This is a genomic window from Verrucomicrobium sp. BvORR034 (assembly GCF_000739635.1).
GTDB lineage: Bacteria > Verrucomicrobiota > Verrucomicrobiia > Verrucomicrobiales > Verrucomicrobiaceae > Verrucomicrobium.
Genome location: NZ_BATQ01000153.1, coordinates 1 through 24037, shown reverse-complemented (window position 1 = coordinate 24037; position 24037 = coordinate 1). Strand labels below are relative to the sequence as shown.

General features: G+C 61.1%; 27 protein-coding genes and 1 tRNA gene. 13 read left to right on the top strand and 15 right to left on the bottom strand.

From position 1 onward, the window contains the following. The 10 genes from BV034_RS35225 to BV034_RS27205 all read right to left on the bottom strand — a co-directional run. A partial coding sequence (locus BV034_RS35225) for a 50S ribosomal protein L27 (RefSeq protein ID WP_265593537.1) occupies nucleotides 1-99 on the bottom strand: 99 nt, incomplete at its 3' end. Between the two features lie 48 nt (nucleotides 100-147). After that, entirely contained in the window at nucleotides 148-462 is a 315-nt protein-coding gene (gene rplU, locus BV034_RS27245) for a 50S ribosomal protein L21 (RefSeq protein WP_050030113.1), read from the bottom strand. Between the two features lie 101 nt (nucleotides 463-563). Further along, nucleotides 564-3104 carry an MFS transporter gene (locus tag BV034_RS27240; protein ID WP_050030112.1) on the bottom strand — a complete coding sequence of 847 codons (2541 nt, stop codon included), beginning with the start codon at nucleotides 3102-3104 and terminating at the stop codon, nucleotides 564-566. Between the two features lie 92 nt (nucleotides 3105-3196). Next, a complete protein-coding gene (ispD, locus tag BV034_RS27235) occupies nucleotides 3197-3943 on the bottom strand; it encodes a 2-C-methyl-D-erythritol 4-phosphate cytidylyltransferase (RefSeq protein ID WP_050030111.1) in 747 nt (248 codons plus the stop codon). Nucleotides 3944-4093: 150 nt separating this feature from the next. After that, the gene (locus BV034_RS27230) at nucleotides 4094-4549 is read right to left on the bottom strand and encodes a GatB/YqeY domain-containing protein (protein ID WP_050030110.1); all 456 of its coding nucleotides are present in this window, start codon (nucleotides 4547-4549) and stop codon (nucleotides 4094-4096) included. 137 nt (nucleotides 4550-4686) lie between these two features. Further along, nucleotides 4687-4869, bottom strand: coding sequence for a hypothetical protein (locus tag BV034_RS27225; protein WP_265593536.1), 183 nt, complete (start codon nucleotides 4867-4869; stop codon nucleotides 4687-4689). An 81-nt stretch (nucleotides 4870-4950) separates the two neighbouring features. Beyond that, nucleotides 4951-5232: a hypothetical protein gene (locus BV034_RS27220; RefSeq protein ID WP_050030108.1), complete on the bottom strand. Its 282-nt coding sequence runs from the start codon at nucleotides 5230-5232 to the stop codon at nucleotides 4951-4953. Nucleotides 5233-5271: 39 nt separating this feature from the next. Beyond that, nucleotides 5272-5520, bottom strand: a complete 249-nt coding sequence (locus BV034_RS27215) for a hypothetical protein (protein WP_050030107.1) — start codon at nucleotides 5518-5520, stop codon at nucleotides 5272-5274. A 47-nt stretch (nucleotides 5521-5567) separates the two neighbouring features. Then, nucleotides 5568-6446: an alpha/beta hydrolase gene (locus tag BV034_RS27210; RefSeq protein ID WP_050030106.1), complete on the bottom strand. Its 879-nt coding sequence runs from the start codon at nucleotides 6444-6446 to the stop codon at nucleotides 5568-5570. Between the two features lie 174 nt (nucleotides 6447-6620). Continuing rightward, complete coding sequence (locus tag BV034_RS27205; RefSeq protein WP_050030114.1) at nucleotides 6621-7325, bottom strand: hypothetical protein; 705 nt, start codon at nucleotides 7323-7325, stop codon at nucleotides 6621-6623. Nucleotides 7326-7640: 315 nt separating this feature from the next. Between BV034_RS27205 and BV034_RS27200 the strand changes: the two genes are divergently transcribed. The 8 genes from BV034_RS27200 (at nucleotide 7641) to BV034_RS27170 (ending at nucleotide 12633) form a co-directional block, all read left to right on the top strand. Next, the gene (locus BV034_RS27200) at nucleotides 7641-8090 is read left to right on the top strand and encodes a hypothetical protein (RefSeq protein WP_050030105.1); all 450 of its coding nucleotides are present in this window, start codon (nucleotides 7641-7643) and stop codon (nucleotides 8088-8090) included. Beyond that, nucleotides 8087-8275 carry a hypothetical protein gene (locus BV034_RS36510; RefSeq protein ID WP_265593535.1) on the top strand — a complete coding sequence of 63 codons (189 nt, stop codon included), beginning with the start codon at nucleotides 8087-8089 and terminating at the stop codon, nucleotides 8273-8275. Before BV034_RS27200 ends, BV034_RS36510 begins: the two co-directional genes overlap by 4 nt. Further along, a complete protein-coding gene (locus BV034_RS27195) occupies nucleotides 8272-8763 on the top strand; it encodes a tetratricopeptide repeat protein (protein ID WP_265593534.1) in 492 nt (163 codons plus the stop codon). Before BV034_RS36510 ends, BV034_RS27195 begins: the two co-directional genes overlap by 4 nt. 533 nt (nucleotides 8764-9296) lie before the next feature. Next, complete coding sequence (locus BV034_RS27190) at nucleotides 9297-9596, top strand: hypothetical protein (protein ID WP_265593533.1); 300 nt, start codon at nucleotides 9297-9299, stop codon at nucleotides 9594-9596. Between the two features lie 100 nt (nucleotides 9597-9696). After that, nucleotides 9697-10320 (top strand): hypothetical protein, encoded by a 624-nt coding sequence (locus tag BV034_RS27185; protein ID WP_050030102.1) that lies wholly within the window; start codon nucleotides 9697-9699, stop codon nucleotides 10318-10320. Between the two features lie 137 nt (nucleotides 10321-10457). Then, nucleotides 10458-10832, top strand: coding sequence for a hypothetical protein (locus tag BV034_RS27180; protein WP_050030101.1), 375 nt, complete (start codon nucleotides 10458-10460; stop codon nucleotides 10830-10832). Nucleotides 10833-11385: 553 nt separating this feature from the next. After that, on the top strand, nucleotides 11386-12351 hold the full coding sequence (locus BV034_RS27175) for a CPBP family intramembrane glutamic endopeptidase (RefSeq protein WP_050030100.1): 966 nt from the start codon (nucleotides 11386-11388) through the stop codon (nucleotides 12349-12351). Nucleotides 12352-12551: 200 nt separating this feature from the next. Continuing rightward, nucleotides 12552-12633, top strand: a tRNA-Leu gene (locus tag BV034_RS27170). Nucleotides 12634-12757: 124 nt separating this feature from the next. On the opposite strand, the gene BV034_RS27165 is transcribed toward BV034_RS27170, so the two are convergent. Next, nucleotides 12758-13174 (bottom strand): response regulator, encoded by a 417-nt coding sequence (locus tag BV034_RS27165; protein ID WP_265593532.1) that lies wholly within the window; start codon nucleotides 13172-13174, stop codon nucleotides 12758-12760. Nucleotides 13175-13569: 395 nt separating this feature from the next. Between BV034_RS27165 and BV034_RS36505 the strand changes: the two genes are divergently transcribed. Then, a complete protein-coding gene (locus BV034_RS36505) occupies nucleotides 13570-13704 on the top strand; it encodes a hypothetical protein (protein WP_265593531.1) in 135 nt (44 codons plus the stop codon). 143 nt (nucleotides 13705-13847) lie between these two features. Here BV034_RS36505 and BV034_RS27155 read toward each other — a convergent pair whose 3' ends face one another. Continuing rightward, nucleotides 13848-16706: a hypothetical protein gene (locus BV034_RS27155; RefSeq protein ID WP_050030097.1), complete on the bottom strand. Its 2859-nt coding sequence runs from the start codon at nucleotides 16704-16706 to the stop codon at nucleotides 13848-13850. Nucleotides 16707-16984: 278 nt separating this feature from the next. Then, the gene (locus BV034_RS27150) at nucleotides 16985-17599 is read right to left on the bottom strand and encodes a DUF2239 family protein (RefSeq protein ID WP_050030096.1); all 615 of its coding nucleotides are present in this window, start codon (nucleotides 17597-17599) and stop codon (nucleotides 16985-16987) included. Between the two features lie 141 nt (nucleotides 17600-17740). On the opposite strand from BV034_RS27150, the gene BV034_RS27145 reads away from it, so the two are divergent. Further along, complete coding sequence (locus BV034_RS27145) at nucleotides 17741-18937, top strand: FIST N-terminal domain-containing protein (RefSeq protein ID WP_050030095.1); 1197 nt, start codon at nucleotides 17741-17743, stop codon at nucleotides 18935-18937. Between the two features lie 153 nt (nucleotides 18938-19090). Here the strand turns inward: BV034_RS27145 and BV034_RS27140 are convergent, their stop codons facing one another. Further along, the gene (locus BV034_RS27140) at nucleotides 19091-20278 is read right to left on the bottom strand and encodes a hypothetical protein (RefSeq protein ID WP_050030094.1); all 1188 of its coding nucleotides are present in this window, start codon (nucleotides 20276-20278) and stop codon (nucleotides 19091-19093) included. 367 nt (nucleotides 20279-20645) lie between these two features. Beyond that, a complete protein-coding gene (locus BV034_RS27135) occupies nucleotides 20646-21665 on the bottom strand; it encodes a hypothetical protein (RefSeq protein WP_050030093.1) in 1020 nt (339 codons plus the stop codon). A 230-nt stretch (nucleotides 21666-21895) separates the two neighbouring features. Between BV034_RS27135 and BV034_RS27130 the strand changes: the two genes are divergently transcribed. The 3 genes from BV034_RS27130 (at nucleotide 21896) to BV034_RS27120 (ending at nucleotide 23765) form a co-directional block, all read left to right on the top strand. Beyond that, nucleotides 21896-22507: a histidine phosphatase family protein gene (locus BV034_RS27130; RefSeq protein WP_050030092.1), complete on the top strand. Its 612-nt coding sequence runs from the start codon at nucleotides 21896-21898 to the stop codon at nucleotides 22505-22507. A 267-nt stretch (nucleotides 22508-22774) separates the two neighbouring features. Beyond that, nucleotides 22775-23032 (top strand): 30S ribosomal protein S21, encoded by a 258-nt coding sequence (gene rpsU / locus BV034_RS27125; RefSeq protein ID WP_050030091.1) that lies wholly within the window; start codon nucleotides 22775-22777, stop codon nucleotides 23030-23032. Nucleotides 23033-23201: 169 nt separating this feature from the next. Continuing rightward, nucleotides 23202-23765 (top strand): GNAT family N-acetyltransferase, encoded by a 564-nt coding sequence (locus tag BV034_RS27120; RefSeq protein WP_081888152.1) that lies wholly within the window; start codon nucleotides 23202-23204, stop codon nucleotides 23763-23765. Nucleotides 23766-24037 lie beyond the last annotated feature (272 nt).

The window sequence follows — 24037 nt, the reverse complement described above, 5'->3', positions numbered from 1 at the left end:
GGCAATGACGGTTTCACCACCAAATTTCTTGATGCCGAGACGCTTGCTCTGGCTGTCGCGTCCGTTCTTAACACTACCTTGACCTTTTTTATGAGCCATATCGGTTCCTTTCTCTCGTGAACTGGGGTGGGGTGAGCTCGGTCGCGATTAGGCGTTGATCGAGGTGATCTGCACGCGGGTGATCAGCTGGCGATGACCCTTGGTGCGGTGATAGCCTTTGCGGCGGCGGAATTTGAACGCAGTCACTTTCTCGGCGCGGTGCTGCTTGAGCACTTTGGCTTCGACGGTAGCGCCGCTGATGAAGGGAGCACCGAAGCTGATCGCTTCGCCTTCGCCGGCTGCGAGCACTTCCGTGAAGGTGACCACGTCGCCTTCACCGGCCACGAGCTTTTCGACGTCGAACTTGTCGCCGACGTTGACGCGGTACTGTTTGCCGCCGGTTTTGATGACTGCGTATGACATAAGCCTGGGAAACACTAATTAGAACCTCCAAAGGGTACGCGGAGGGCCGGGAGATTGGCACAGGGTGGGGTGAAGGGCAAGGAATTTTTGCAATTCACTGCTCATGCCCCGGGGAAAACGAAGCCCATGTCGTCCAGTTTCGCACCGGGAAGCACCACGCGCGCCTCGGTGGGGCTGCCGGGCAGGATGGCGCCGAAAACGAGGTCGCCCCCCTCAGTGCGCATGGCCAGGCTGGGCAGGAAGTGGCCGGCGCTGCCGGTCTTGTACCCGACCTGGAGGCCTTCTTCGCCCACGGGCATGTCGGGATGGGGCACGCTCAGGGTCAGCAGGGCCCCAGTGGCGGCGTCGTAGAGAGCCTTGGGCACCTCGGGGAGGGTGTCGACCCCACCAGGGAAGTCCGCTGTCTCAAGGACATGCACCACAAAGGCCCCAGCTGGTGCGGTGTAGCCGGTGAGGCTGGAGGTATCGCCGATGACGACGAGCTTTTTCCCCTCCTGCACTTTCACGTCCTGGGCGCGGGTGAAGACGGTCACGTCCTGGTGATCGGGCAGACCGATGGTGAAGGACGCGTGGAGCGGGTGGCTGGCTGGCAGCAGGCACAGGAGGCTGTCATCCTTCCAGATGAGGGCCGTGTGCAGCACCCGCAGGGTGTTCAGCTGGGTGATGCGGGCTTCCGCCTCGGTGAGCGTCCGGCCCTCCGCCGTGGTGTAGCCGGGGCGTTTTTGGACCATGGCCCGGGCGGCAAAGGCTTCCGCCGCCAGCGCCAGGAGTTCCTGCCGCATGCGCTCCACCGTGGCCTCCCTGGCCGGGAGGGGATGGCCGTACCAGGTGCTCACCGCGTACCGGAAGGTGCGGGGGCGCTTGGTGAAGAAGCGGCCCTGGTCAAAGCTGAAGACGCTGCCCCAGAGACCATCGATCCACACCGGCTGTACCTTCACATCTCCGCCCATGCGGGCCATGAGCTCGTAGCCCTTGTTGATCTGGTTCAGGTAACCGTTGCGAGTGAGTTGCCCCTCGGGGAAGAGCACCACCGCCTGCTCGGCCTTCAGCGCCTCCGCCACAGTGCGGATGGCATCTTTCGCCTTCACTGGGGAGATGGGCACGGTGCCAAAGACTTTCAGCGCCCACTGGATCGCCTTGATCTCGTAGAGGGATTCCAGAATGACAAACCGGAACTTCCGCTCACACGTGGCCCCGATCATCAGCGCGTCCGTGTAGCTGGTGTGATTGGGCAGGAGGAGGAGGGAGCCCTTGTCTGGCGTGCGCTCCTCATGGTGGGAGCGCAGGCGGTACATGGCGACCACGATGGCGCGGCCGATGATCATGAGCAGGCTGCGGGGCAGCAGCTTGGTAATAAAGACGGCGGCGGCCAGTGCAATGGGCACCAGGATGAGAATCTGGACGCCTGCCTTAAACCCGAGAGAAACCAGGGTGCTTACCACCACCAGATTGGCGATCACCCCGCCGATGCTGTCCATGAGGTTCATGGCGGAGAGAATGCGGGCGCGCTCTTCTGGGCGGGAGCGATCCTGCACGAAGGCGTAGAGCGGGGACATGAATGCGCCGCCTGCCATGCCGACGCCTACCATGGCCAGGTGAAGCCATGGGCTGACCGGCATGATGCCACCCCAGAACAAGGCGATGGCCATGGCAAATCCAGCGATAGGCACCAGCCCCAGTTCCAGTCGTCTCCGGCAGATGATGGATGCCAGGAAGCTGCCCGGGATGACACCCGCGCCGAGCATCAGTGAGAGGGTGGAGAGGGCGCGGCTTGCGTCAGCCTTGTCCGGAAACGTTTCATGACACCACACGACCAGGATGGCGCTGATGGTATAGGTGATGAACCAGAAGTAGGTGACCCCAATCGCAGCCAGCATCAGCGGACGCTGGGAGAAAAGCAGTTTGAGGTGGCTGAAGTGTTCCAGCCAGATCTTCCGGTGGAAGACGATCTCCGCATGTACCGGAGTTCGCATGATGAGCAGCGAGCCAAAGACCTGCGCCACGGCAAGGATGGTGACGCACACCATCGGGAACCACACGGCCTGCCAGGGGTTAAGCCCGGCATCCAGCCTCTGGCCAAACCACCACCCGGCCAGCGCCATGCCGCTCAGGATGCCGGCAAAGTTTGAGAGCTGGAGAATGCCACTCGCGGACCCAAGGCGCTTGGAGCCCACCAGTTCCTTGGCGATGCCCAACTTGGCCGGGCTGAAGAATGCCGCTTGTGTCGCCAGGAGGAAAAAGCAAACCAGCGAGAGAATCAGGCTGGTTTGTGCCTGATGAAGCGCCAGAGAACCGAGGAAACACCCAAAAACCCCCACCTGCGCCACCTGCATCCAAAAAATGACCTGCTGCTTGGAATAGCGATCACTGAGCCATCCGGCCACGGGCGCGAAAAAGATGTAGGGAAGGCAGAAGCAGGCTCCCAGAAGCAACTGCATATTCTCCCCCAGAAAAGTTTTCTCTGCCACAGAGAGGGCAAACGCGATCAGCAGGATCTTGACGAAGTTGTCGTTGAACGCGTTGAGCGCCTGCACCGCGATCATCGCGGAAAACGAGCGGCTGTTGGCGGCAGGCAGCTTGGCAACCCCGTCCAGCTCCGGGGTGGCAGCGGCATCAATGGCGGAAACCGGAGAAGAAGACATGGGGAGAGGGAAGAGGGATAAGGGGAAAGGGATAAGCCGCTCAGCAGGATGGCAAAATCGCAGAATTAACGAGACGCTCTAAGGGCTGTTCTTCAGGTCTTTTGTCTTTTGTCTTCGAGTCTTGTATCTCCGGCGTAGCCGTGAAGCAATTGTGCCGCCAGCTCCAGATCCGCAGGGTAGGTGATTTTCAAGTTCGGCGAGGGATTGTCCTGCACCTGCACAGGCACTCCCAGGTGCTGCACGGCGGAGACCTCATCCGTGACCAGCAGGCCGTCCAGGATGACGCGCTCATACGCGGTGCAGAGCAGTTCACGGTCAAACACCTGCGGTGTTTCCATGATCCAGGCCCCCTCGCGCGGGATGCTGCCCTCGATCACCCCCTGGGCGTTCACCCGCTTCAGCGTCTCCACCACCGGGCGGGCGCAGGCCACGGCCTGCACCTCGCGGGCCCTGGCGATGCAGGCGGAAATCTGTGCCCGGGTGATGAGGGGGCGGGCCCCGTCATGCACGGCCACGATGGTGGTGTCCGCCTGTAGTTTCCTGAGGCCTTCATGCACGCTCAGGTGCCGCTCCGCCCCGCCCTCGCTCAGCGTGACCGGCTTGGTGAAGGCACCCTCCGCGATCCACGCGGTGACCAGGGGGCGGGTGGCATCGCCCACCACCACCAGCAGATCATCCACGTCCGGACACGCATCGAACGCCGCCAGCGTCCACCGCAGCACCGGCTGGCCCAGCAGCTCCGCCGTCAGCTTGTTAAACCCCATGCGCCGACTGCTCCCCGCCGCGACGATGATGGCGGTGGTCTTGGATGGTGCGACGGAGTGGGGGCTGGCGGGCATGGATATCTGGACGGGGAGCGGAGAGGGTTGGAGTACCGTCCCGCATGCGGGACGGAATCAGGGATGTTGGAAGCTGAAGGCTTGACTCGGTTCGAGGAGCCCCTGGCCATGGCCGGAACTCCAGCCAAAGCACCAAGAACTAAGCACCCGCTATGCGAGCCTCTTCGACACCTCGGTGCTGATCGCCTTGTTGTCGGCGCGGCCTTCGCTGCGCTCCTGGACGAGCTTCATGACCTTGCCCATGTCTTTCTTGGAGGCGGCACCGGTTTCGGCGATCGCGTCTTCCACGAGCTTGATGAGATCCGCGTCGCTCATGGCGGCAGGAAGGTATTTTTCCAGCACCGCCACTTCAGCCTTCTCGTTGTCGGCCAGATCGGTGCGGCCGGCGGTTTCAAACTGGGAGATGGAGTCCTGGCGCTTCTTGATCTCCCGGCGGACCACCACCAGGGCCTCGGCGTCGTCCAGATCGCCATCGGCACCGTGTTTTTCGATCGCGGCGTACTTGATGGCGGATTTGAGGGCGCGGACCACATTCAGGGCCACGGTGTCCTTCGCCCTCATGGCGGTCTTCATGTCTTCGGTGATGCGTGCAGAGATCTGGCTCATAGAGGGGATGTGTTCGACCGGAAAGGTGAAGGAGGCAAATGGGAAGAAGGGTTCTTGGTGCGTCGTGCTTGGTTCTTAGTTGGGGTGGCTCAGTGCATTGTAGAAGAGCCGTTCTGGCTCTTGTTCCGGGGGTGCTGCTAGATCGGGGCACCCAGGAAGTTCAGGTAGAGCTCGTACAGGCGGTTCACGAACGGGAACTCCTGGCAGGCCCAGGCAATGGGGATCAGGACGTAGTTCAGCCATTGCGGAGGAGTTGCGCCGAAATGGTGGAATGCGACGAAGAGTCCCGGGCTCAGGAGGTAGAGGACGAAAACTCCCATGATTCCCAGGAGCCAAGTTGCACCCGAGCCGGAGGAGGCAGATGGGCCAGGAGCGTCTGGAACGGACATGACGGGAAAGGGTTAAGGGTGCCCGGACAGGGCCTTGAAATAGGCATCGTAGGCGACCTTCACGGGCCCGAAATTCTCATAGCACCACTCCAAGGGATAGAGCGCCTTGCGAACCCACTCAGGAGGCGGCGGGCTGCCGGAACGCTGGTAGTACACCAAGACTCCCGGGCTGAGGATGTACAACACCAGAGCCGCCAGGATGCTGCACACCCAGAAGGTGGCGGCAGAGGACTCGCGCTCATGGGACAAGTCCGGGCCACTTTCAACGTGGCTGTCTTCAGGTCGGGGCTGCATGGCAGAACTGGGTGGAGTGGGGTGGCGGTGGACAGCTGGTCAACGGGGACGCCAGAGTTCGAGATACTTTCCGTAGTACTTCTCGATCGGCTTGGAGTGTTTGCAGCACCAGGCAATCGGGGTGATGTACGCAATCACCCAAGCGGGTGGCATGGTGGACTTTCCATATACCGCGACCAGGGGACCGGGACTCAGGAGGTAGAATATCAGCACTCCCACCACACCCAACAACCATCCGGTGCCCCCTGAGCCAGACCGGGAGTTGGAATCAGCGTCGTGTTCAGTCATGGCAGGATCCTCCCCATATGGCTCGTCACCTTCCAGTTAGCACCTTTTCAGGTCTCAGTCCCACCGTTTTTTCCAAGGAGTTCCGCCACAATCTGGCCACCGCACAGCATGGGCAGGGAGTAGTGGCCCTCCTCCGGCAGGATGGTGAGGGTGGCGTGAGGCAGGCGTTTCACAAACCGTTCCACCAGGGCGGGTGGGATGTTGTTGTCCCGCGCCCCATGCCAGTAGCGCAGCGGAAAGTGCACGTCGGCGAGGTCGATCCCCCAGTCGGAGGAGTAGATGTTGCCATCCGTGCTCACCGCTCTCGCGCCGGAGAGCAAAGACTCCCGGCCGGCGCTAGTCATGATGCGGAAGAGCTCCGCGTCGCTCATGGCCAGACGGTCGCGCTCGCACTGCTGCTTGAGGAACAACCGCGTGGCACTGTGGTCCCGCGGCAGCCCCAGAAACCGGGCGGCCACCGCCAGACCCGGGCCTAGCAGCAGGGGCGTGTGCCGCTGCCCCCAGAGCGCCAGCTTGTAGGTCCACATCAACTCCTGCGTGCCCACCAGCTTTAAGGGCGGCGCTCCGCAGATGACCCCCGCGCTCAGCAGCCGCTCTGGCATGGCGTGGGCCATGGCCAGCACATACGGCCCGCCACCAGACACGCCCAGCACGTGAAACTTCTCCGCCTGCAGGTGGTCCGCCAGTTCTGTCATCAGCGGCGGCCAGTCCAGCAGCTGGCGTCCGGGCTGAAAGTCCGATTTGCCCAGCCCCGGCCGGTCACACGCGATGATGCGCAGCCGATGCTTCACACCGGAAGGATGAAACAACTCCCCCTGAAGACGCGAGCCCGGCCAGCCGTGAAAGTAGAACAATGGCACACCGGCCGGGTCCCCGTATTCTTCATAGGCAAGCTTCCGTCCAGACTGGAGCGTGAGAAAAGGCATTTCGGTAATTCAGTAACTCGGGGGTTCAGTAAACCAGTGGTCGATGGATGAGGAATTGTACGGAGGACAGGCTTCAGCCTGTGGAAGCTAACTTGGGGTTCGATGTAAGCAGGGGTACTTTGCAATCATTGCGTCCAGAGAGTGCTTAAGTGCCCAAGTGTTGAAGTTTGAAGTTTATTCTCGGTCTTGAAGTCTCGTGTCACCCGCGTAGCGGGCCCTGAGCCAAGCATGCGCCGGCAGGTAGCAAACCACAAGAAGCGTGACCATCCAGGCGATGAGATAGAGGCCAGGAGCCATCCAGGTCTGCGCCTTGGTTTCGGAGATGCCATACACGTAGTTTACATTCACTGCATCATTGCTTCCCGCCGGCACTTCGCCTGGAGCTGGCAGGAGGAAGAAGCCCACCAGGCAGAGAACTGCCGCCACCGCCGTCCAGGCCTTGAGCGCCCGTCGATCATACCCCAGCCGCGCCACGATGAAAAGCAACATAAACGGCAGCCAGCCGTGGAAGAGGGACAGCAGCCGCAGGTAGAGCGGCTTGTTCGCATCGAACATATAGTTCGTCATCCCCGTGTACTCGAAGCCCACCAGATGCAGCACCAGATCCACGCACCACAACAGTTGCGGCACCAGCACCCCTACTGTCGCCATGGAGGCGTAGATCGGCCGCTCCGTCCACACTGCCGCCAGGGCCAGGAACAACGCCACATCACAGAAGTAGAGAAAGTTAGCGGGTCCGTAGTGCACCCAGTAGATCGGCACCAGCACGGCCATGAACGCCGTGAATCCCCACTTGAGCGCGGGCGGGAGTTTCCGGGACGGCGCAGAAACGAGCGCTGCGACGGGATCTGAGGTGGTGTCGATGAATCTGGCTTTCATGAGGCGGAAGTAGCCCCCGGACCCGTTCACTGGCGAATTGATAAAAACCCGTTCTATATTGATCGCGTCAATGATGCCCGCTGCGCGGGGGAGACAGAAGACGGGAAGACCAAAGACATGAGGCGGGGTACGGGGCCGTGGGCTTCAGCATACGTGAGTCGCATGACGAAAACGTTTGCACGATTCGATCGCGAACCGGCGGGACGCCGGTAGCACGCACAACCGGGACGGTTGTGTCACCGCTAGCTGTGCCCGCTTTGCGGCGTTTGCCTTGCCAATTTCACCGAGGGATGTCAGTTTTATGTGTATCACATCATGAATCCCAATCCTGCTCCAACGACCGACATTCAAGTTCCATTCCCGGCGGGGATCGTTCGTGCGAACAGTTTTCTTCGTTTTCTCTATCTCATGGCAATCCTTGCTGGCGCGGCTCTGGCATGCTGGCATGACGATGTTGAGCCTGATTTGCGGTTCATGGCATACTTGGTGCAAATCGCAGTTTTGACGGTCCTGGGCAGACATGCCGGAGTGTGGCCGCGACGGATGCTCTCGGAGAGAGGTGCATGGTGTTTCGTTGGGCTGTTGGTGACTGCATTGGTCTTCAAAGTGTTTTTCCTTAATCATAGGTATGTATTTCTAGCCCAAGATCATCCTTGGCTGCCTGACAAGCCCATGATGCTGCTATTTTGGGCGGGAGCAGGGCTTTGGTGGCGTTGGAGTTGCAATTTGGATCAAGAGAAGTCTATCGTGGACAAGGAAGGATGAATTCCGTGCCGATACTCGCCATGATCGAGGATCCGACGCTGCCCCTGCCGCCGGGGCCTCACGACTTTTGGAATGCATCGGTCTGGTCTGTTGCGTATCTCGCCCTGTTTATCATCGCCATGGCAACGATCACCTGGATCTCCTGGTGGGGTGTGCGGGCAAGACGTCGAGCATCGATGAAATGAACGGAACGTTGTCCGAGCTTGAGGATGGTGAAATTCGTTCTCGTAGGTCAGACCTGCATCGGGCAGGGGATTACGCAGGGGCGATCATTTTTCAGAAGGAATTCCTACGACGGATTGAAGAAAGAGCAGGAGGCACGCTGAATGGCGTCGCGAATCTGGCTGCTGCTCACAACTACCTCTCTGTACTGTATATGAAGAACGGGGACCTTGAGTTGGCGGAGGTTCACTGTCGTCGCGTGTTGAACCTCCCGTCACTGGGACGAACAGTCGCTTCGTTGGAGAATCATGCCACTTACTGCATGGTGTTGGCTTGGGTGCTGTACCTTCAGGGGCGCACCCTCGAAGCCATCGCTTCCGCTGAGGAAGCGATGGCGGAGTGGGAGACAGTGCGATCCAGTTCTGACTCGTTCCTTGATTCAAGGCGGGATGAGCTTGCGTCCATGAAAGACGGCACATGGATTCTGCATCGCTTGAACTATGGCTGGTAAGCAGAGCGTTGCGGCAGCGTGACGATTCAAAGCAGGCACGTGAACACTATTTGAGCAAGCTCCCACTCACTGAACCGGCGGGACGCCGGTGACACGCACAGCCGGGACGGCTGTGTCACTTCTTCACCATGGCGGGAGCGGAGCGGGTTGGAGTACCGACTTCAATCGGCCGGAGCTAACCGACTGGTAGTGAGAAGTTGATTCCTCTGCCGTGTCGTGGAGCCCAGCGCACGCTCTCGCGCCGATCGGCGCTGGCTGACTGCAAACTCTGGCCGTTCCACGGCGTTGGAGTTCCGTCCCGCATGCGGGATGGCCCGAGCGCCTGACGACTGGTGTCGTCGCGAGTTTGCACGCTGCGCTTCGCCCCAAACCACGCAGTCCAGGCTGGTGTCGCCGTCTGAAATGTGTGAGGATGGCGCAAAACCAGCCCCCCCTCCGCCATGAGTGCTCCACCATCGTCGTCACCTGCCAAAGACCCCCGGGATGTGATCAATGAAATCCGGAGGCACAATGGGTGGAGGTTGGTGGGGTCGATGGCGGTGATCGTCCCGCTTTTCTGCTGGCTGGCCAGCGGTGACAGAATAGCGGCTGCCTCAATGTTTCCGTGGCTGGCCATTGGTGCCATCCCGTTGGTTGCGATCTTGCGCCGCCGCGAATCCTGCCCGTCCTGCGATCAGAATCTCTCGTTCCTCCCAGGAGAAGCGCGGCATTTCGGACTTCCAGAGCTTTCACGGCAGATCCGCTGCTGCCCGTACTGCGGTGTGAGCCTGATTTGGCAGGGCAAGTCGGAAGTCAAATTCGCGGGGCTGGCCAAAGAAGGGCGTCCAGAGTGAGCATCCTTCAGGCGATCCCCTGCAGAGGTCGTTTTGCATGATTTTGAAAGCGCGTTATTTTCTTTGCTTCCCGAGTGCCGTTGTGGCGGTGACGTGGGCCATGCTGGCGACGACGCTGCATGGGTTCACTTACAGCACCCCTGAACAGTCGTCGGCGCGTGTGATTGCCTCATGGGTGAATTCGTACAGCAGAAGTCATGGCGGAGGTTTGCCACGTTCGTGGCAAGACCTGCAGAACGTCGTGGAGGTGCCCGTGGACGATGCGTTGAGGCACACTGTCCCCTCACGAAGATACGCCTTCATCTCACCGCCGCTGAAATTGGCGGCCCCTTTGCATGGGGAGTTGGTGGCCATCAACCGGAGAGATATTTTCGACTCCACGCTCTCCATGAGCATTATTGGCTTCACTCGCGGCGTCCAGGGGCCTGGCAGATACATGATCTATCGGACCAAGGAAGGTGACTTCTCGGTCAGTTGGGTTGCTGCTGACTATGTTCAGGATCTCTTCGACCAGGCAAAGGTGGCTCTGCCGGTGCCCGACGGCGAACCTGAGCGGATCTGGGTGAAAGAAGCGCGGCGTGCGCACCTGATTTGGAACATCGTGTGGGGGATCGTGATCGCGGGGCTGGCGTGGTGGTTGTGGCGATTCTTCAGGAGGGAAACTTCGTGGGGTATGATGCTGGGCTTTTGGTATGATGAATTGAGAAAGAGGAAACGCGGATAAGTGTTCCGGTGGCGCTGACAGTCTGTGAGTGAGTGAAGCCGCCACAGATGCTGCTGAACCAGCTGAAAACGGCCGCCTCCGCCAAAAAAGAATGACTGACGAGCCGTTCTCGTGCAGCTTTTCGGCAAGGTCCAGATATGAGCATCGAAAAACCCAAGTCACGCCGATCAAACCGGGATCAGCTGAATGCCATCCGGAAGAGCAATGCCCTCATGCAAGGAGCGATCTTGCTCTTGTTTGGAGCGGTTTTAGTAGGAATGGCTTTGGCTGGGACGAGATCGGTGGTCTTCCTGCTGGTGCTGTTTGTCATGATTCACGCTTTGCGGTTGGTGGGGTATCAGGAGAAATGTCCCGCCTGTGAGGAGGATCTCTCGGCATTGCCCAACGAAGGACGTCTGCGGATCCCGGAGTTGTCTCGCGCCGTCCGGCAGTGTCCCTATTGCGGAGCGGACTTCGCGTATCGGGAAGATGGGGGTGGGGCCCGCGGCGGTCCGAGTGCGCGCGACACTTGAACGGAGCAGGCGGGACGCCGTGGGTAAGAACAGCCGGGCGGACTTGATGCTGCGGTGGTGCTTGCGGCTGGCGCTTGTCTATGGACTCCGTTTTCTCCATCGTGTCTGGCTTGTCCCTGGCCTGCGTCCTCACGGTTCGAGTCCAAGAGGGCCCCGGTCCCGGAGGGACCACGGAATCTAGCCGGTGGTGACAACCACCGGATCCACGTCACGCCACCGCTCTGCGTCCCGGAGGGACGCCGGATCTGGAGCGTCTTCGTGGGAAGTATCACCAAGGGACGGGGAGCGGCCATTCCGGCGGGATCACGCCGCGTACTCCGGCGGGTTGCCATGAAAAGGAGCAGGGGTTTCCAACCCCGTTCAGCCGCGCGTCCCCTGAGGTCATCTCGCCTCTCAACCTACCACTATGGCTCTGCCACACATTTCCTCCGGCAACCTGCCCGCGGGGTTGGAAACCCCGCCTCCTATGACTGACTCCGCCCCACGCCGCCTACTGACGCACCGACCCCGGCCAAGACCTTGCGCCGATCGCAACTCCGGGCTACCAGCACGGATGCCATCTTCCTCGAAGCATCGTGACCTTCTCATCATCAGCGGCTTTGTGCTGCTGGTGCTGCTGCTGGGTGCCCTGCTCACGCCCGCATTGTTTTTCCCGGCCCAGGCCGTCATCTCCGCCGACCCGCAGGGCGGGGTGGCCCAGTTTTTGGGGGAGAAGGAGTTCCCCAGCTATTTCAATCGCGCCGCACTGCTGGCAGCCCTGATCGGGCTGCCCTTCTTGCTCAAGGCGCTGCACATGCCCTTCCGCGAGATCGTGGGGAATGTGCCCTTTGCCCGCGGCTTGCGACAATTGGGCACCACCTTCCTGGTCGCGCTCCTTTCCGTGGGAGTGCTGGCCTGGGTGTGCCTCACGTTTGGCGTCTCCCGGCTCAAGCCAGCACCGGATTATCTGGACTTCGGCTCTGCCCTCGCCTCGGGGTTGACGGTCAGCATCTTGGAGGAGTTCCTCTTCCGCGGGGTCATCCTCGTCATCCTCTGCCGATCTTTGGGGAACCGCTCCGGCCTGTTCTGGACCACCGCCTTCTTTTCCATCCTGCACTTCCTGAAACCCCCGCTGGATGGAGCGCTGCCCAATGATCAGGTCACCTGGTTCAGCGGCTTCTGGGTCATCACCCAGCTTTTCCGGGGCTTTGGCCTCTGGCAGAATGTCGTGGGCGAGTTTCTGGTGCTGGCCGCCGTGGGCTGGGCGCTGGGGCGCGCCCGACTGGGCAGTGGCGGACTGTGGTACAGCATCGGCCTTCACGCCGGCTGGGTCTTTGGCATGAAGTACTTCAGCAGTCTGGTCTTCACCACCCGGGTCCTGCGCAACGGGGAACTCGACCCCTGGCTGGTGCGGAACACCTGCCGCGCCATCGTCAGCCCCGTAGTGGGCATCGTTCCGCTCCTCATCATCTTCTCCACCGGCATGGTCGCCGTCTGGATCGCATCCAGGAAAAAGGAGGAGAAGGTGCTTGGTGCCTAGTGCTCGGTTCTTCGAGGTTCAGGCCGGTGGCGGAACTGCAAGCCACTGGCGGATCAGGTCTTGTGTCTTTCGTCTTGCAGTCTTGTGTCTCCCGCGCAGCGGCCAAAAGATCCACAAAAACCCGTTGCCACACCCGCAGGTAGCCCCTTAAATCGCCGCTCCTTTCTCTTCGGAGGATCGAATTCGACATATTCCCGTACGCCAGAGTGGCGGAATTGGTAGACGCGCCAGACTTAGGATCTGGTTTCGCAAGAAGTGCAGGTTCGAGTCCTGTCTCTGGTACGGGGTGGTTCGGTTTCTTGAGGGTGGTTCGGGCTGGAAATCCGGTAGGACAGGGCTTTCCATTCGGTTCTTCCAGATGGTCCCGAGTTCCGAGGGCAGTTGAGAAGCCACTCTCCTGCAACTTTCAATGCTCCCCTACGGCGGCCGCGGCATGTTCCGTCCGACAGTGGGTGGCGGCCTCTACAATCTCGTCGATCTGATCAATCCCAAAGGGCTTGGGGAGATGGTGGCAACCTTCCGTGAGAGCCAATTCGATATCGCGATCCGTGGCGGCACCGCTCATGGCGACACGATACGGTAACGCATCTGCTCCGGGGTCTTCGAGAAGAAGTTCCCATCCGTCTCCGTCAGGGAGATGTTTGTCGCAGATCAGCAGGTCCCATTTGCCTTCGGGGAAGGTCCTTCGGGCATTCCCCATATCGCTGGCCGCGACCACCGTATGGCCCCTGGCCCTCAGGTAGACGGACAACAGCCTGAGGATGGCTTCCTGGTCCTCCACAATAAAAATGCGAAGGCTATCCTTGGGGGTGACAGGCTTCATGTGGCTCCACCGTAGGCCCCTGATGGATCTGCACAACCCCTTCATTGACACCCAATTGAGGGGGTGCTCCACCTGCTGCGAAACTTGCTGAATCTCCCCGACCAGTATGAATCCTCGGGCAAAGATATGAAGCCTCGTGAGCGGTCAGCTTGCGAGGCAGGGTAAGCAAAATGCTAAGGGCAGTCGATGGTTTCAACGGAAGGGACTTGGGTGAATCTCGCGTTCACAATCCGGCCCGTTGACCCCAGCTTGCGCTTTCGCTGAAGTACTAGTTAGCTCATTGTATGCTAATGCAGGCATATAAAGTCGGTGTCGAGATTCTCGTGACCGTCTCCCAATATCAGCGGGGCAACGCGGGGAGGATTCCACATTGCATTTGTCTGGGGCCCGAGGAGATGTCGGCCCTGGCAGACTATCTGGGGCGAGAGGTCTCAGGGGATGGTATCCGGTTTCGCGGCATCCCGGTGCAGCGCATGCCCCAGCCGGGGATTCGGGTGATCGGGGAGGGGGAGAAAGTGCTTGGGGCTTAGTGATTGGTGCCTGGTGGGGCAGAGGGACGCGGAGTTGTGCGAATGTGGCTCCCGCCTGCAAACAGCTTCTCTGAGCCGACTAAAGTCGGTACTCCAACCTGCTTCGTTGGCTCCTGACGATGGTCAGGGCCAAGCACCATGCACTAAGAACCACCCACCCTCACCACCACCACGATCTCATCGTTTAGTCGCACCACGATGGGGCTTCCCGCGGTGGGGAGGTGCTCTTCTTTAGTGATGACCTGAAAGATGGGGCGTTGCACCGAGACGGCGGTGCGTTTGGTGGTTTCCTCTTCCTGCCAGGGGAACTCGTAGCGCACATCCTGGAAGGTGTCGGTCACTACCTGGGGAGGGGCGAGATCGCGGGTGAGCGTCCACTTTTCCTCGGTCACTTCGAGGCGGGTGCCCACGATGCGGTTCTGCAGGTTGATCTGATCGTCGTACTCGGAGTCCGGTGGCATCACGGCTGGGGCGTTGATGAGGGCGGCTTGATCTTCTGTGTAGGGATGGGTGCGGCCGTTGGTGAAGTAGTAGTCTGTCCCTGCGTGGATCGCCCCGGTGTAGTCCCGGGTGCCCAGTCGCAGCACGGTGGAGACATCCAGCACGGCACGGCTGCCAGCGGCGGCCTCAGCCAGCAGCCTCTCCGCCAGGGCCTGGCTGTCGCTGGGAATGGTTTCCGACTTGGGCAGGGGCAGGATTACGGCCTGGACCAGGGAGCTGCGGGCGGGGGCTGGAGTGTCGGAGGGCCGCGCTGGGGGAGCGTGATTCTCAAAGTTGACTCCTATGACCCACCAGCGCAGACGGGATCGCGTTGCGCCTGGGGTGGTGGCATCGGGTGCCGAGGTCACGGCCACCACCTGCGGCTGCCCGGGCGGGAGCTTGGCGCTCAGGTGGAGCAGGCCGGTGGGGAAGGCGGGCCGGTTGATGCCGGAGTTGCTGACGTTGGTTCCTGAAACCGAAGGCTGCCAGATGCCCCAATGCCGCCAGCTGGGCGTCCCGATGGCGATCAGTTCAGCATTCACCACTGCCAGACCTGACTGCGCATCCACGGTGACATCCAGCCGTTCTTTCGCCCCGGCCGCCACCTGCTCCAGGTGGCGCATGTTGAAGTAGATGCCCTTGGCATGCGGGGCAGTGTTCACATAGGGGCCGCCGTAGAAGTTCACTGGCTGCGTTGCATTCCACCGAGACGGAGCTGCATTGTCTGAGATCTGGCGGCGCGTGTTCATTGCCACCACCGTGGCTTTGCCCTGTTGGGTGGCGTCCAGGAGTTGGGTGGCGTCCAGGAGTTGGGTGGCCAGGCTACCCGCCTGATCGGGGCCAAGGGCGAGCGCTTTCGCCATCCAGTCCAGCGGCGTGTCGATCTGCCAGATCGTGGTGTGGAGATGAGGCGGGGCCTCTGCGGGGCCGCTATCGGGACTAAAGGGATCGCGAACTGCGGGTGCCTGCGGCGGCTCTGTTGTGGGCGGTTGGGGTGCCTGGCCGGGCGGAGTGCCTTCCATCACCCGCGCAAAGGTAGCCAGCATCCGCTCCCCCTTTTGGGTGGTGCTGAGCAGCACCGCTTTGCCAGGCGGGAATGCCGACAGCGTCTCCAGCGAGAAGCCCTCCTCCTCGCGGTAGGGGGCATCGGCCAGCTCCAGGTTGCCTTCGTCCTGCTCCGTGCCCTCCATCGCGTGCTTCCACCGCCTCCACACCAGCGGAGCGGAGGGCTGGGAGTGGCCCACCAGGGCGAGTTGCCAAGGGGTGCCGCCACCTGGCGGGAGGACCATGCCGGAGGTTTGCAATTTCAGCTCGTACCGACGGCTGAACTCGTCGTCCTCCGCCACACAGGGGCGGAAGATGCGGTCGTTGTGTGTGGGCTCGAACCCGGTGGAGTCATTCCATTTCACCACGCTCCGGATAAAGAGGTCATTGTTCTTGGTGAGGCGGCTGGACTTGCCCAGAGCGGAGGACCCACTCATCACGGATCGGAGCCGGATCTCGCCCCCCGGCTGTGCCTTCGCCAGCCACTGCCGCAGCCTCGGGCCATCGTCCGCATCAGAACGGCGGGCCCGCAGCCAGGCTTGGGCGGCCTGTGCTGGCAGGTCCAAGGACCAGGCTTGCCAGGCTCCTGCCACAGTTTCCAGCGGAGGGGCGTCTCCAGTCCGCTCTGCCACATCCGGTGACAGGGTCAATTTGCCAAACAATACCCACACATGCGCGGGGCTCGTCTCGTTATCAGTCTCACCTGCAGTGGCGAGCGGCTCCATCTGGGCACCCACCAGAAAGGGCTCGCTCAACGGTGCCAGCAGGTGGCCCTGAAACTCCCACGTGGGAAAGAGCAGTTTGGGCGCGGGGAAGTGAGGGTGCACCCAGGCTGGTGACGGTCGCTTCACGGGCAGGGCGGCGCAGTTGACGTTGAGTTTGATCTCTACGCCGCCTTGATCCGGCTCCAATGTCATTTCGCCGGTGGCGATTGAGCCCACAGGTGACTGGTCCAGATTGTCCAGCATCCTGTCCCAGATCTCGGGATTGAGCTGGGGGGCATTCTCCTGCATGATCCGCGACCAGAGTTGAGAGGACTCTCCCTGTCGAATGTAGTGCTGCGGTCGCTGATAGCCGGACTTGAAGGCTTCATGCGGCTCGGCCTCCGCCCTGAAGCCCTCCACGAGCACGAGTTTTCCGGCGGCATTGGCCTGGAGCAGCCAGCGATGCCACGAGAGACTGCCAGCCTCATGATCCTGCTCCAGCGCTTTGGCGAAGTCCACCGCCGGCACGCGCAGCATCGCCAGGCTCAGGCGCATCTTCTTTTCTTGCACCGGGTTTCCAGGCTGAAGAAATTCCAACGGATCTGGTACCCGTGCTCCGGGGTAAGAACGGGACAGCAAATGTCCCTGGGCCTGGGCTCTGGTCACCCCGGGGGAAAGCGGGGTGGCCAGGCACGCCGCCAGGGTCACGGGGATGGTCCAGCTGGGCAGATGCGAAAGCAGAAAGCGGGCAGCGTGAGCCGGATGAGGGGTCATGCTGGCTAAGCGTATGGATTTATTCGATGGGTGTCAAGGGGAGTGAGTTCGTGGGATGCGGGGAGGCACCTAGGGGTTAGATGTAACTACTTTGCTGGGGCGGATGTCTTGGGCGGTTGGCCAGTGAGCCGACTGAAGCCGGTACTCCAACCCGCTTCGTTGGCGTTCAGAGACAGGAGATGATCTCTAGGGGGGAGGGGGCTTCCCCCTTGTGGTTGCTTTGAGCCGGGTCCCACTTGCCATTTTACGACCTTTCCATCGAACCAAGCACCAAGCACTCAACTCCCCCTCGTTACCAGCTTCTGCACATGCTCCCTCACGCCCTCCGGCCAGGCAGCCATGAGTTCCGTCATGCGGGAGATGTCGCCAGCATGGAAGGCGCGTGTGACTTCCTCGAACTGGGGCAGGTCGCCTGCCAGAGCATGGAGGAAGCGGTGTACGGACTCAGTGGCCTGGCGTTTCCGGTCGCGGTCAGCGTGGGTTTTGCGGGCATCTTCCACCAGTTTACGCAGGGCCACGGAGGCTCCACCGGACTGTTGATTGAGCCATTCCCAGTGGCGGGGCAGGAGGGTCACCTCGCGGGCCACGACCCCCATCTTGGGCCGGCCGGGGCCGCGTTTCTCAGCGGTGCTTTCCTCTCCCGCAACTTCGGAGGGAGTTTCGGGGGATGCACTGGCGGGGAGGAGACGGTTGGCGGCATCCGTAGCACTGCCGCGGAAGTCCACCTCCACGAGCTGGCTTGTGACGTCGTCGAACACCAAAACAGGGCCGACGTCAAGTCGCGAGGTCCAGGGATGAGCTTCCAGGACGACTTCGGAAAGCGGTCCGGCGGCGATGCGCTGATGGCCTGCAAAGGCGATCACGGGTGATTGGGAGTGGAATCGGGGATCCATGAGTCTATTTAACCCGGATGAAATGGGTGTCAATAATTTATCCGGGTAAAATTACAAGACTTCGAAACCTGACCCTGCATCCCTCCATTGCGGGGCGCTTCCTCACTTGCCTTTGTGCCCCCATCTCTTAAGCTCCCAAACATGCCGATGGATAGCGCGATGGATGAAGCCCTCAACAGCACGGCTTTTGCAGAGTTGGTGTTGGGTGGCTTTGACGAAAAAGCCGTCCAAGCCGCGGCGGAGCGCGGCCGGGAGCGACTGGGTGGGAACGCCACGCTCGCCTTTATCTTTTGCACCTGTGACTACGCAGGTTCGCTGAAGGACCTGATCGAGCTCGTCCAGATCCATGCGCGCTGCCCCCATGTCGTGGGCATGTCCGCCAGTGGACTGGTGGGAGTGGGCCGGGAGGAGGAAGGGGAGCAGGGTTTCTCCCTGCTGCTGCTGCGTCTGCCCCATGCAGAGGTCATGACCGCGGCTCTGGGTTCAGACGAGGGCTCCAACGGTGAGTGGGCGAGGACCCGGGAGTGGAATGACGGGGGCTGCACCGGCTGGGTGGTCCTGGGAAACCCGCTGAGCCTGGGTGAGGACTGGATGGGCGAGTGGAATACGCACGTGGGCCGCACCGCGACGTACGGCGGGCTGGCCAGCGGCAGCTTCCGTGCGGAAGATCTCTTTGTGTTCAACGAGCACGGCATTCAGAATGCGACCGCCGTGGCCGTGGGGTTTCGAGGAAACGTACGCCTCAGCGGGCTCGTCAGCCAGGGCTGCCGCCCCATCGGGGAGCCGCTCACCATCACGCGGGCCGAGCAGAACCTCATTCATCAACTGGCGTCCAAGAGTGCGTATGACCAGCTCCAGGCCGCCTTTCACAGCCTGCCGGAGACGGATCGTGAGCATGCCCAGGGCAACATTCTCGTCGGCCTGGCCATGACCGAGTACCGCGAGGATTTTCATACTGGTGATTTCCTCGTTCGCTCCATCCTCGGTGGTGATCCCAAGCTGGGCATCCTCGCCGTGGGGGCCAGCCCCCGCACCGGGCAGACGTTGCAGTTTCAGCTGCGCGATCACGAGGCCGCAGACTCCGAACTACGCGAACTCTTGCTGCTCAAGCGGCGCGAACTGGCCCACTCCCCCTTTGCCGGCCTGCTTTTCACCTGCGGCGGTCGCGGCGAGCAGCTCTTTGGCAAACCACATCACGATGCCGGCCTCTTCCGCGACGCCTTTGGTTCGGTCCCCATGGCCGGGCTCTTCTGCAACGGTGAAATCGGCACCGTCGGTGAACGTGCGTATCTGCATGGCTTCACCGCGGCGGGCGTGATGTTGGTGGAGGGTGCTTAGTGGAGGGGGTGTGGGTTCTAAGGATTAACCACAGAGGCACAAAGAACACAGAGGGATGACTTTTAGACGGGGTTTTCAGAATTGGGATTCGCGCCTTGAGCCTTCCTTGAAGTTTGGCGTTTGATATTTGAAGTTTTGGATCCCTCGGTGGCACTACTGGGCCTTGGCGTGGCGGACTTTGAGTTTGGAGAGTTCTTCGGGAGTCAATGCTGGCGCGATCGCTTCCACCGTTTCCCATTGCAAAATTTCCGACGGCTGCTTGCCATATCTCACCTGTGGCCAGGGGCGGCCGTGTCTGTTTTCTACTGCTCCGGTGATGCCGTTGACGAAGGGCCCGGCGATGAAGGATTCAGGTTCGTCCCATGAGGTATCGCCGAAATCATACCAGTCACCGATCACGGACTGAACTCTTTCGCCCCGTTGGCCAAGGCGCTTCAGGCGTCTTTCTGCCTGCTCGGGCGTCAGGCGGAAGTGGGAGATGCGGTCCTCGTAGGCCGGAGTTCCTTTCCAGGCAACTTGAGGGGGGACGGCAAGGCGTGCTTTGTACCGGGTGAGTTCTGCTGGGGTCATAGGGGGAGCGATGGTTTTCACCTTTTCCCAGCGCATCTCTTCCAGCGGTTGCGTGCCATACCTGAGGGGCGGCCCGGGATAGTCGCGGTGTTCCGCAGCTCCCGTGACCCCGTTCACATAGTAGCCGCTGAGGGGGAGCGTAGGGTCTTTGGACAACGTGACTCTGAGGAAGTACCAGTCGCCGATGGCTGCGTGCACTCTGAAAGCCCATATGCCCCGGCTGTCGAGGATTTCATAGGCCTCGTGTTCGGTCAGCCGGAATTGCGAGGTGTGGGATTCATAAGTCTTCGTCCACTTCCAATAGATTTGCGGAGCACCGGGAGGGCGTGGCTTGAGCCGGGCGAGTTCCGCCGGGGTCATGGGGGGAGCGAGCTTTTCCACCTTTTCCCAGCGCAATTCCTCTTGGGGCTGCTTGCGTCGCGGCACGGCTTCGCCCCGATAGACTCTGCTTTCCACGGCTCCTGTGAAGCCGTTTACGAACTCGCCGCCAAAGGAGTACTGAGGGTCCTTCGGCAGAGGTCGCGCGCCATTCAGGTACCAGTCGCCCACCACCAGAAAAGGAGAGGGGTAGTCGTGGCGTCCCAGGCTTTTGAGCCGTTGCCTGGCCTCATCTTCGTCCAATCGGAAGTAGGAGGTGTATTTCTCGTAGGCCTTGGTTCCCGGCCAGTAGAGCTGCGGGGCCCTCGCCCGGGTGAGATTGTCGTTGTATTGACAGGCCATGCCTGTCATTGCCAGAAGGGGGATCAGGAGCCTGAAGATTTTTTTGTTCATGCTCCTGTTGTATAGGAGATTCTCGAAAAAGGCGAGGGAGGTTCTTGGTTCTTCGGGTTCGAGGTAACTTGACTGTGCTGGGTTTCTCCGGCTGATTCGCCTAAAGGCGGTACTCCAACCTCGGCGCGGATCTCTACATGAGGCTAGGACAACCTGTTGACCTGCTCACAGTAGACAGACCGAGAAACAGCGCGATCTCCCGTCCAATTTCCCAAAAGACGTCCGCAGCAGGGTTGGAGTACCGCCTTTAGGCGGAATCAGTCGCGCTACCGAGCCGCCAATCAGGCAAACTCAGCTTGTACGACGAACCGCTTCCAAAGCCTTCCTGCATGGCACGCCCATCCCACATTCACCACCCCACCAAGAATTACGAACCAAGCACCAAAAAAACCATCGGCAACGCCACGGCCACATCCGCCAGGACGTGGCTGAGCTCGGGGGAAAACTTCCTTGCCAGGTAGTGCACGAGGCCCAGCAGGGCGAGGCTGGTGAGGACGGCCAGGATGTAGGGCAGCATGCCCTGGGGAGCGTCGCGGGAGACGACGAGAGCGAGGGCGACGAAGAACCCGACGAGCACGGCGGGATAGAGTTGCACCATCACAGGCCAGGTGTGGGTGATCGCGTTTTTGTCCCCCAGGCGGTCAGGTTCTTTCTCATACGAGGCGATGGCCACGCAGTTCAGCATGCAGAGCAACCCGAGCAGCAGCGTCTCCATGGAGAGCGGCCCCGCCAGACGGTCCAGACTGTAGAAGTGGACGCTGAGGGACACCCCCAGCGCAAAGAGGTAGCCGCAGATGGCCTCCTTGGGCAGGAGTCGCAGCCCTTGGTTCGAGCGACCCACCACGGTGAGCACCGCCAGCCCCACCAGCAGAACGGTGAAGAAGAAGCGGAACAACGGAGGGATCGGCAGAGTCCAGATGAAGAAGCTGCCCACGGCGCTGGCGATGAGGTTTCCCACCAGGTAGATCGTGGAGTGCCCACGTGCCGCATAGTGCAGCAGATACATGCCCACAATGAAGGCCAGCCCCACCCCGCGCCACAAGATGCCCTCCGGCACGGCGGTGAGCGCCGTCCAGCCAAGCGCGGCCGTTGCGGCGGGGATCACCCCCACCAGAAAGAGCACCCGATGCCGACGGTAGAAGGCGTGCCGCACCGTGGTCACAGATTGCGCGGCGTTGGAGAAGCTGTCCAGCACCCGGTCCAGCATGTAGATGATCCAGACTGCCAGCCCCAGTGCCCAGTAACAGCCCTCGGGCAGGATGAGCCGACACACCCGTGCCAGAGCTGCCTGCCACAGCACCGCCACCAGGGGAGCGTCCAGGCTCAGGACATTGAGCCACAACCACCAGGGGATGCGGGGAGAGGTCGAAGGAGGCGGCTGCGGCATCGGGGAATCAACCCTACCTAAGACGTCACCCCCCCTTCCTGTCCAGCGCTTTGCGTCATTGGACGCCGCCACCCAGAGCCAGTCGCCCGATGTGCCCTTGGGGAACGGATTCACGCTAGTTTGTTTGACCTGGGCACGCTGGGTGCTTAAATCGCGCGCGAATTTTAATCTCCGGAAATCTGCGGGCCAAATCCTCCGAGCTGTCTCCACGCGTCTCTTCTGAGCCAAGAATGATGAAGTATCTCACCCTGATCCGTCACGCCAAGTCCAGCTGGGACCAGGCCGGTCTCGCAGATCATGACCGCCCGCTGAACGAGCGTGGGGTGCGCAATGCTCCCATGGTGGCGCGGTTTCTGGCGCGGACGTATCTGGGGGCCAATGGCATCCCGGCCATCATCCCGCAGCCGGATCGTCTGGTCAGCAGCACCGCCTTGCGGGCCCGCTCCACTGCCGAGCTGATGCAGCCGGACTTGGGAGTAGGGGCAGATCGCACCCTGCTGGACGGCCGGGTGTACCATGCCGAGCCCCGGGCGTTGCTTCAGGTGGTGCGCGAGTTCGACGACTCCTGGAATCACGTTATCATGTTCGGTCACAATCCGGGGATGAGTGACTTCGCTGACCTGCTTCTGCGGCGTCGGGCCATCGATGAGATGCCCACCTGTGCCGCCGCTGTCATCGAGCTGCCCTGGGAAACTTGGGGAGCCGCCTCGTGGAATCAGGCCCGCCTCATCGGTTACGTCACCCCCAAGCTCATTGAGAAGCGCTTCCCAGATGGCCACGAGCCCCGACCCATGGATCCGCCGCCGGATTTTCGCGCCAACGATCCCCGGGAGGGACTGTAGCCAGTGCGTCAGAGGGCAGTGCGTCAGTGGTCAAGGTGTTGGGGCTGAAGCTGTAAGGAGTACAGTCTTCAGCCTGAGGAAGTTTGGGTGGAAATCACGGTAAGGCACAGATTCATGTCTGGAGTCTGGAGTCTGGAGTCTTAAAGTCTTGTGTCTGCGGCGAAGCCGCTAGCATTTTCGTTTGACGCTTGCGCCAATGGGACTAAGTTGCCTGCTCGTTTTCCAGAAATCCGTAATCCCCGCAATCCCAAACCAAGTCAGAGTCCCATGCCAGAAATTCAGGTCAAAAAAGGTGAACCCGTTGATCGCGCCCTGAAGCGCCTCAAGACCAAGCTCGAATCTGAAGGGATTCTGGACGAAGTGCGCCGCCTTCGCGCTTTCGAAACGCCGAAGGAAAAGACCCGCCGCAAAGCTCGCGCCGCCGCGAAGCGTGGAAAGATCCGTTTCCGGTTCTCCATGCACAAGCCTGCTGACAAGGCCGCTGCTGCCGCAGCCGCCGCTGAAGCTTCGGCTCCTGCTGCTTAAGGATTAGAAGATTTCGGCTCCTTCAAAAGGACTGAAGCTTTCCATTTTTGAGACCTCTCTGCATCCTGCGGAGAGGTCTTTTTTTGTAGTTGGCCGATAAGTGGAGGGAGGGATCCTGGTGGGCCTGCGAGAGGCGGCGGTTACCTGTCGTTAAGTCCTCCCATCCATCATGTCTGATTCTGATACTGATTCCAATCCAGAGACTCCTGCAATGTCCACCTCTGTACCTGACATGCCGGCCCGCCTCCGGTCGGCAGTGCGCGGGGATGAGGCCGACGTGCAGACGCTGGTGTTTGGCATTCTGCGATCCTATGGTCTGAGTCCCGATCCTGAACTGACGGACGCGGACCTGACTGATCTGGAGGAGGCCTATGCCCGCCAGGGAGGGCGGTTTACGGTGCTGGAGGCAGCGGTGGAGGGGAGAGGCCGCCATGGCTGGCAGATCATTGGCACCGTGGGGCTGCTGCCCCTGCCAGGCCATCCTTCAGTGGGAGAGCTTCGCAAAATGTACCTGCACCCCGACTGGCGGGGACGTGGGCTGGGCAAGCGACTGCTGGAGCAGGCCCTGGCGGATGCGCCGGTGCTCGGGTTTCAGGAAATTGTTTTGGAGACCGCCTCCGTCCTGGCTGAGGCCGTGGCATTGTACCGGCGCTATGGGTTTGAGCCCCGTGATGTCTTGCCTGGCCATGCCCCGGCCGCTCGCTGTGACATGGTGATGGGGAGGAAGGTTTAGGGGGCTGGAGTGGCTGGTGCTTGGCGCTTCGAGTCGAACAACTACAGCAAACTAAAGTTTGAGCTGGACGTTCTGGGCATCCCTTACCGTCCCGCATGCGGGACCAATGCCATCAGGGAAAACGCATCGTCTTGCTGTTTTGCCTTGGCGCGCCTCGGAGCCGCGATGGTGCGACCGCCACGACTGTAACTGGTGAGCCCCTTTCAGAAGGGCCGGAGGTCCGGGTTCATACCAGCCTGGGGCAACGGCCCCAGGGATAGATGGCCAAACTA

Coding starts and splice junctions, on each gene's coding strand:
- BV034_RS27140 (WP_050030094.1), bottom strand. CDS start 20,278: ATGAACAAAAAAATCTTCAGGCTCCTGATCCCCCTTCTGGCAATGACA.
- rpsU (WP_050030091.1), top strand. CDS start 22,775: ATGCCAGAAATTCAGGTCAAAAAAGGTGAACCCGTTGATCGCGCCCTG.
- BV034_RS27200 (WP_050030105.1), top strand. CDS start 7,641: ATGAATCCCAATCCTGCTCCAACGACCGACATTCAAGTTCCATTCCCG.
- BV034_RS27190 (WP_265593533.1), top strand. CDS start 9,297: ATGGCGGTGATCGTCCCGCTTTTCTGCTGGCTGGCCAGCGGTGACAGA.
- BV034_RS27150 (WP_050030096.1), bottom strand. CDS start 17,599: ATGGATCCCCGATTCCACTCCCAATCACCCGTGATCGCCTTTGCAGGC.
- BV034_RS27195 (WP_265593534.1), top strand. CDS start 8,272: ATGAACGGAACGTTGTCCGAGCTTGAGGATGGTGAAATTCGTTCTCGT.
- BV034_RS27165 (WP_265593532.1), bottom strand. CDS start 13,174: ATGAAGCCTGTCACCCCCAAGGATAGCCTTCGCATTTTTATTGTGGAG.
- BV034_RS36505 (WP_265593531.1), top strand. CDS start 13,570: ATGTCGGCCCTGGCAGACTATCTGGGGCGAGAGGTCTCAGGGGATGGT.
- ispD (WP_050030111.1), bottom strand. CDS start 3,943: ATGCCCGCCAGCCCCCACTCCGTCGCACCATCCAAGACCACCGCCATC.
- BV034_RS27135 (WP_050030093.1), bottom strand. CDS start 21,665: ATGCCGCAGCCGCCTCCTTCGACCTCTCCCCGCATCCCCTGGTGGTTG.
- BV034_RS27185 (WP_050030102.1), top strand. CDS start 9,697: ATGCTGGCGACGACGCTGCATGGGTTCACTTACAGCACCCCTGAACAG.
- BV034_RS27145 (WP_050030095.1), top strand. CDS start 17,741: ATGCCGATGGATAGCGCGATGGATGAAGCCCTCAACAGCACGGCTTTT.
- BV034_RS27230 (WP_050030110.1), bottom strand. CDS start 4,549: ATGAGCCAGATCTCTGCACGCATCACCGAAGACATGAAGACCGCCATG.
- BV034_RS27220 (WP_050030108.1), bottom strand. CDS start 5,232: ATGCAGCCCCGACCTGAAGACAGCCACGTTGAAAGTGGCCCGGACTTG.
- BV034_RS27205 (WP_050030114.1), bottom strand. CDS start 7,325: ATGAAAGCCAGATTCATCGACACCACCTCAGATCCCGTCGCAGCGCTC.
- BV034_RS27120 (WP_081888152.1), top strand. CDS start 23,202: ATGTCTGATTCTGATACTGATTCCAATCCAGAGACTCCTGCAATGTCC.
- rplU (WP_050030113.1), bottom strand. CDS start 462: ATGTCATACGCAGTCATCAAAACCGGCGGCAAACAGTACCGCGTCAAC.
- BV034_RS27210 (WP_050030106.1), bottom strand. CDS start 6,446: ATGCCTTTTCTCACGCTCCAGTCTGGACGGAAGCTTGCCTATGAAGAA.
- BV034_RS27130 (WP_050030092.1), top strand. CDS start 21,896: ATGATGAAGTATCTCACCCTGATCCGTCACGCCAAGTCCAGCTGGGAC.
- BV034_RS27225 (WP_265593536.1), bottom strand. CDS start 4,869: ATGGGAGTTTTCGTCCTCTACCTCCTGAGCCCGGGACTCTTCGTCGCA.
- BV034_RS27180 (WP_050030101.1), top strand. CDS start 10,458: ATGAGCATCGAAAAACCCAAGTCACGCCGATCAAACCGGGATCAGCTG.
- BV034_RS36510 (WP_265593535.1), top strand. CDS start 8,087: ATGAATTCCGTGCCGATACTCGCCATGATCGAGGATCCGACGCTGCCC.
- BV034_RS27240 (WP_050030112.1), bottom strand. CDS start 3,104: ATGTCTTCTTCTCCGGTTTCCGCCATTGATGCCGCTGCCACCCCGGAG.
- BV034_RS27175 (WP_050030100.1), top strand. CDS start 11,386: ATGCCATCTTCCTCGAAGCATCGTGACCTTCTCATCATCAGCGGCTTT.
- BV034_RS27215 (WP_050030107.1), bottom strand. CDS start 5,520: ATGACTGAACACGACGCTGATTCCAACTCCCGGTCTGGCTCAGGGGGC.
- BV034_RS27155 (WP_050030097.1), bottom strand. CDS start 16,706: ATGACCCCTCATCCGGCTCACGCTGCCCGCTTTCTGCTTTCGCATCTG.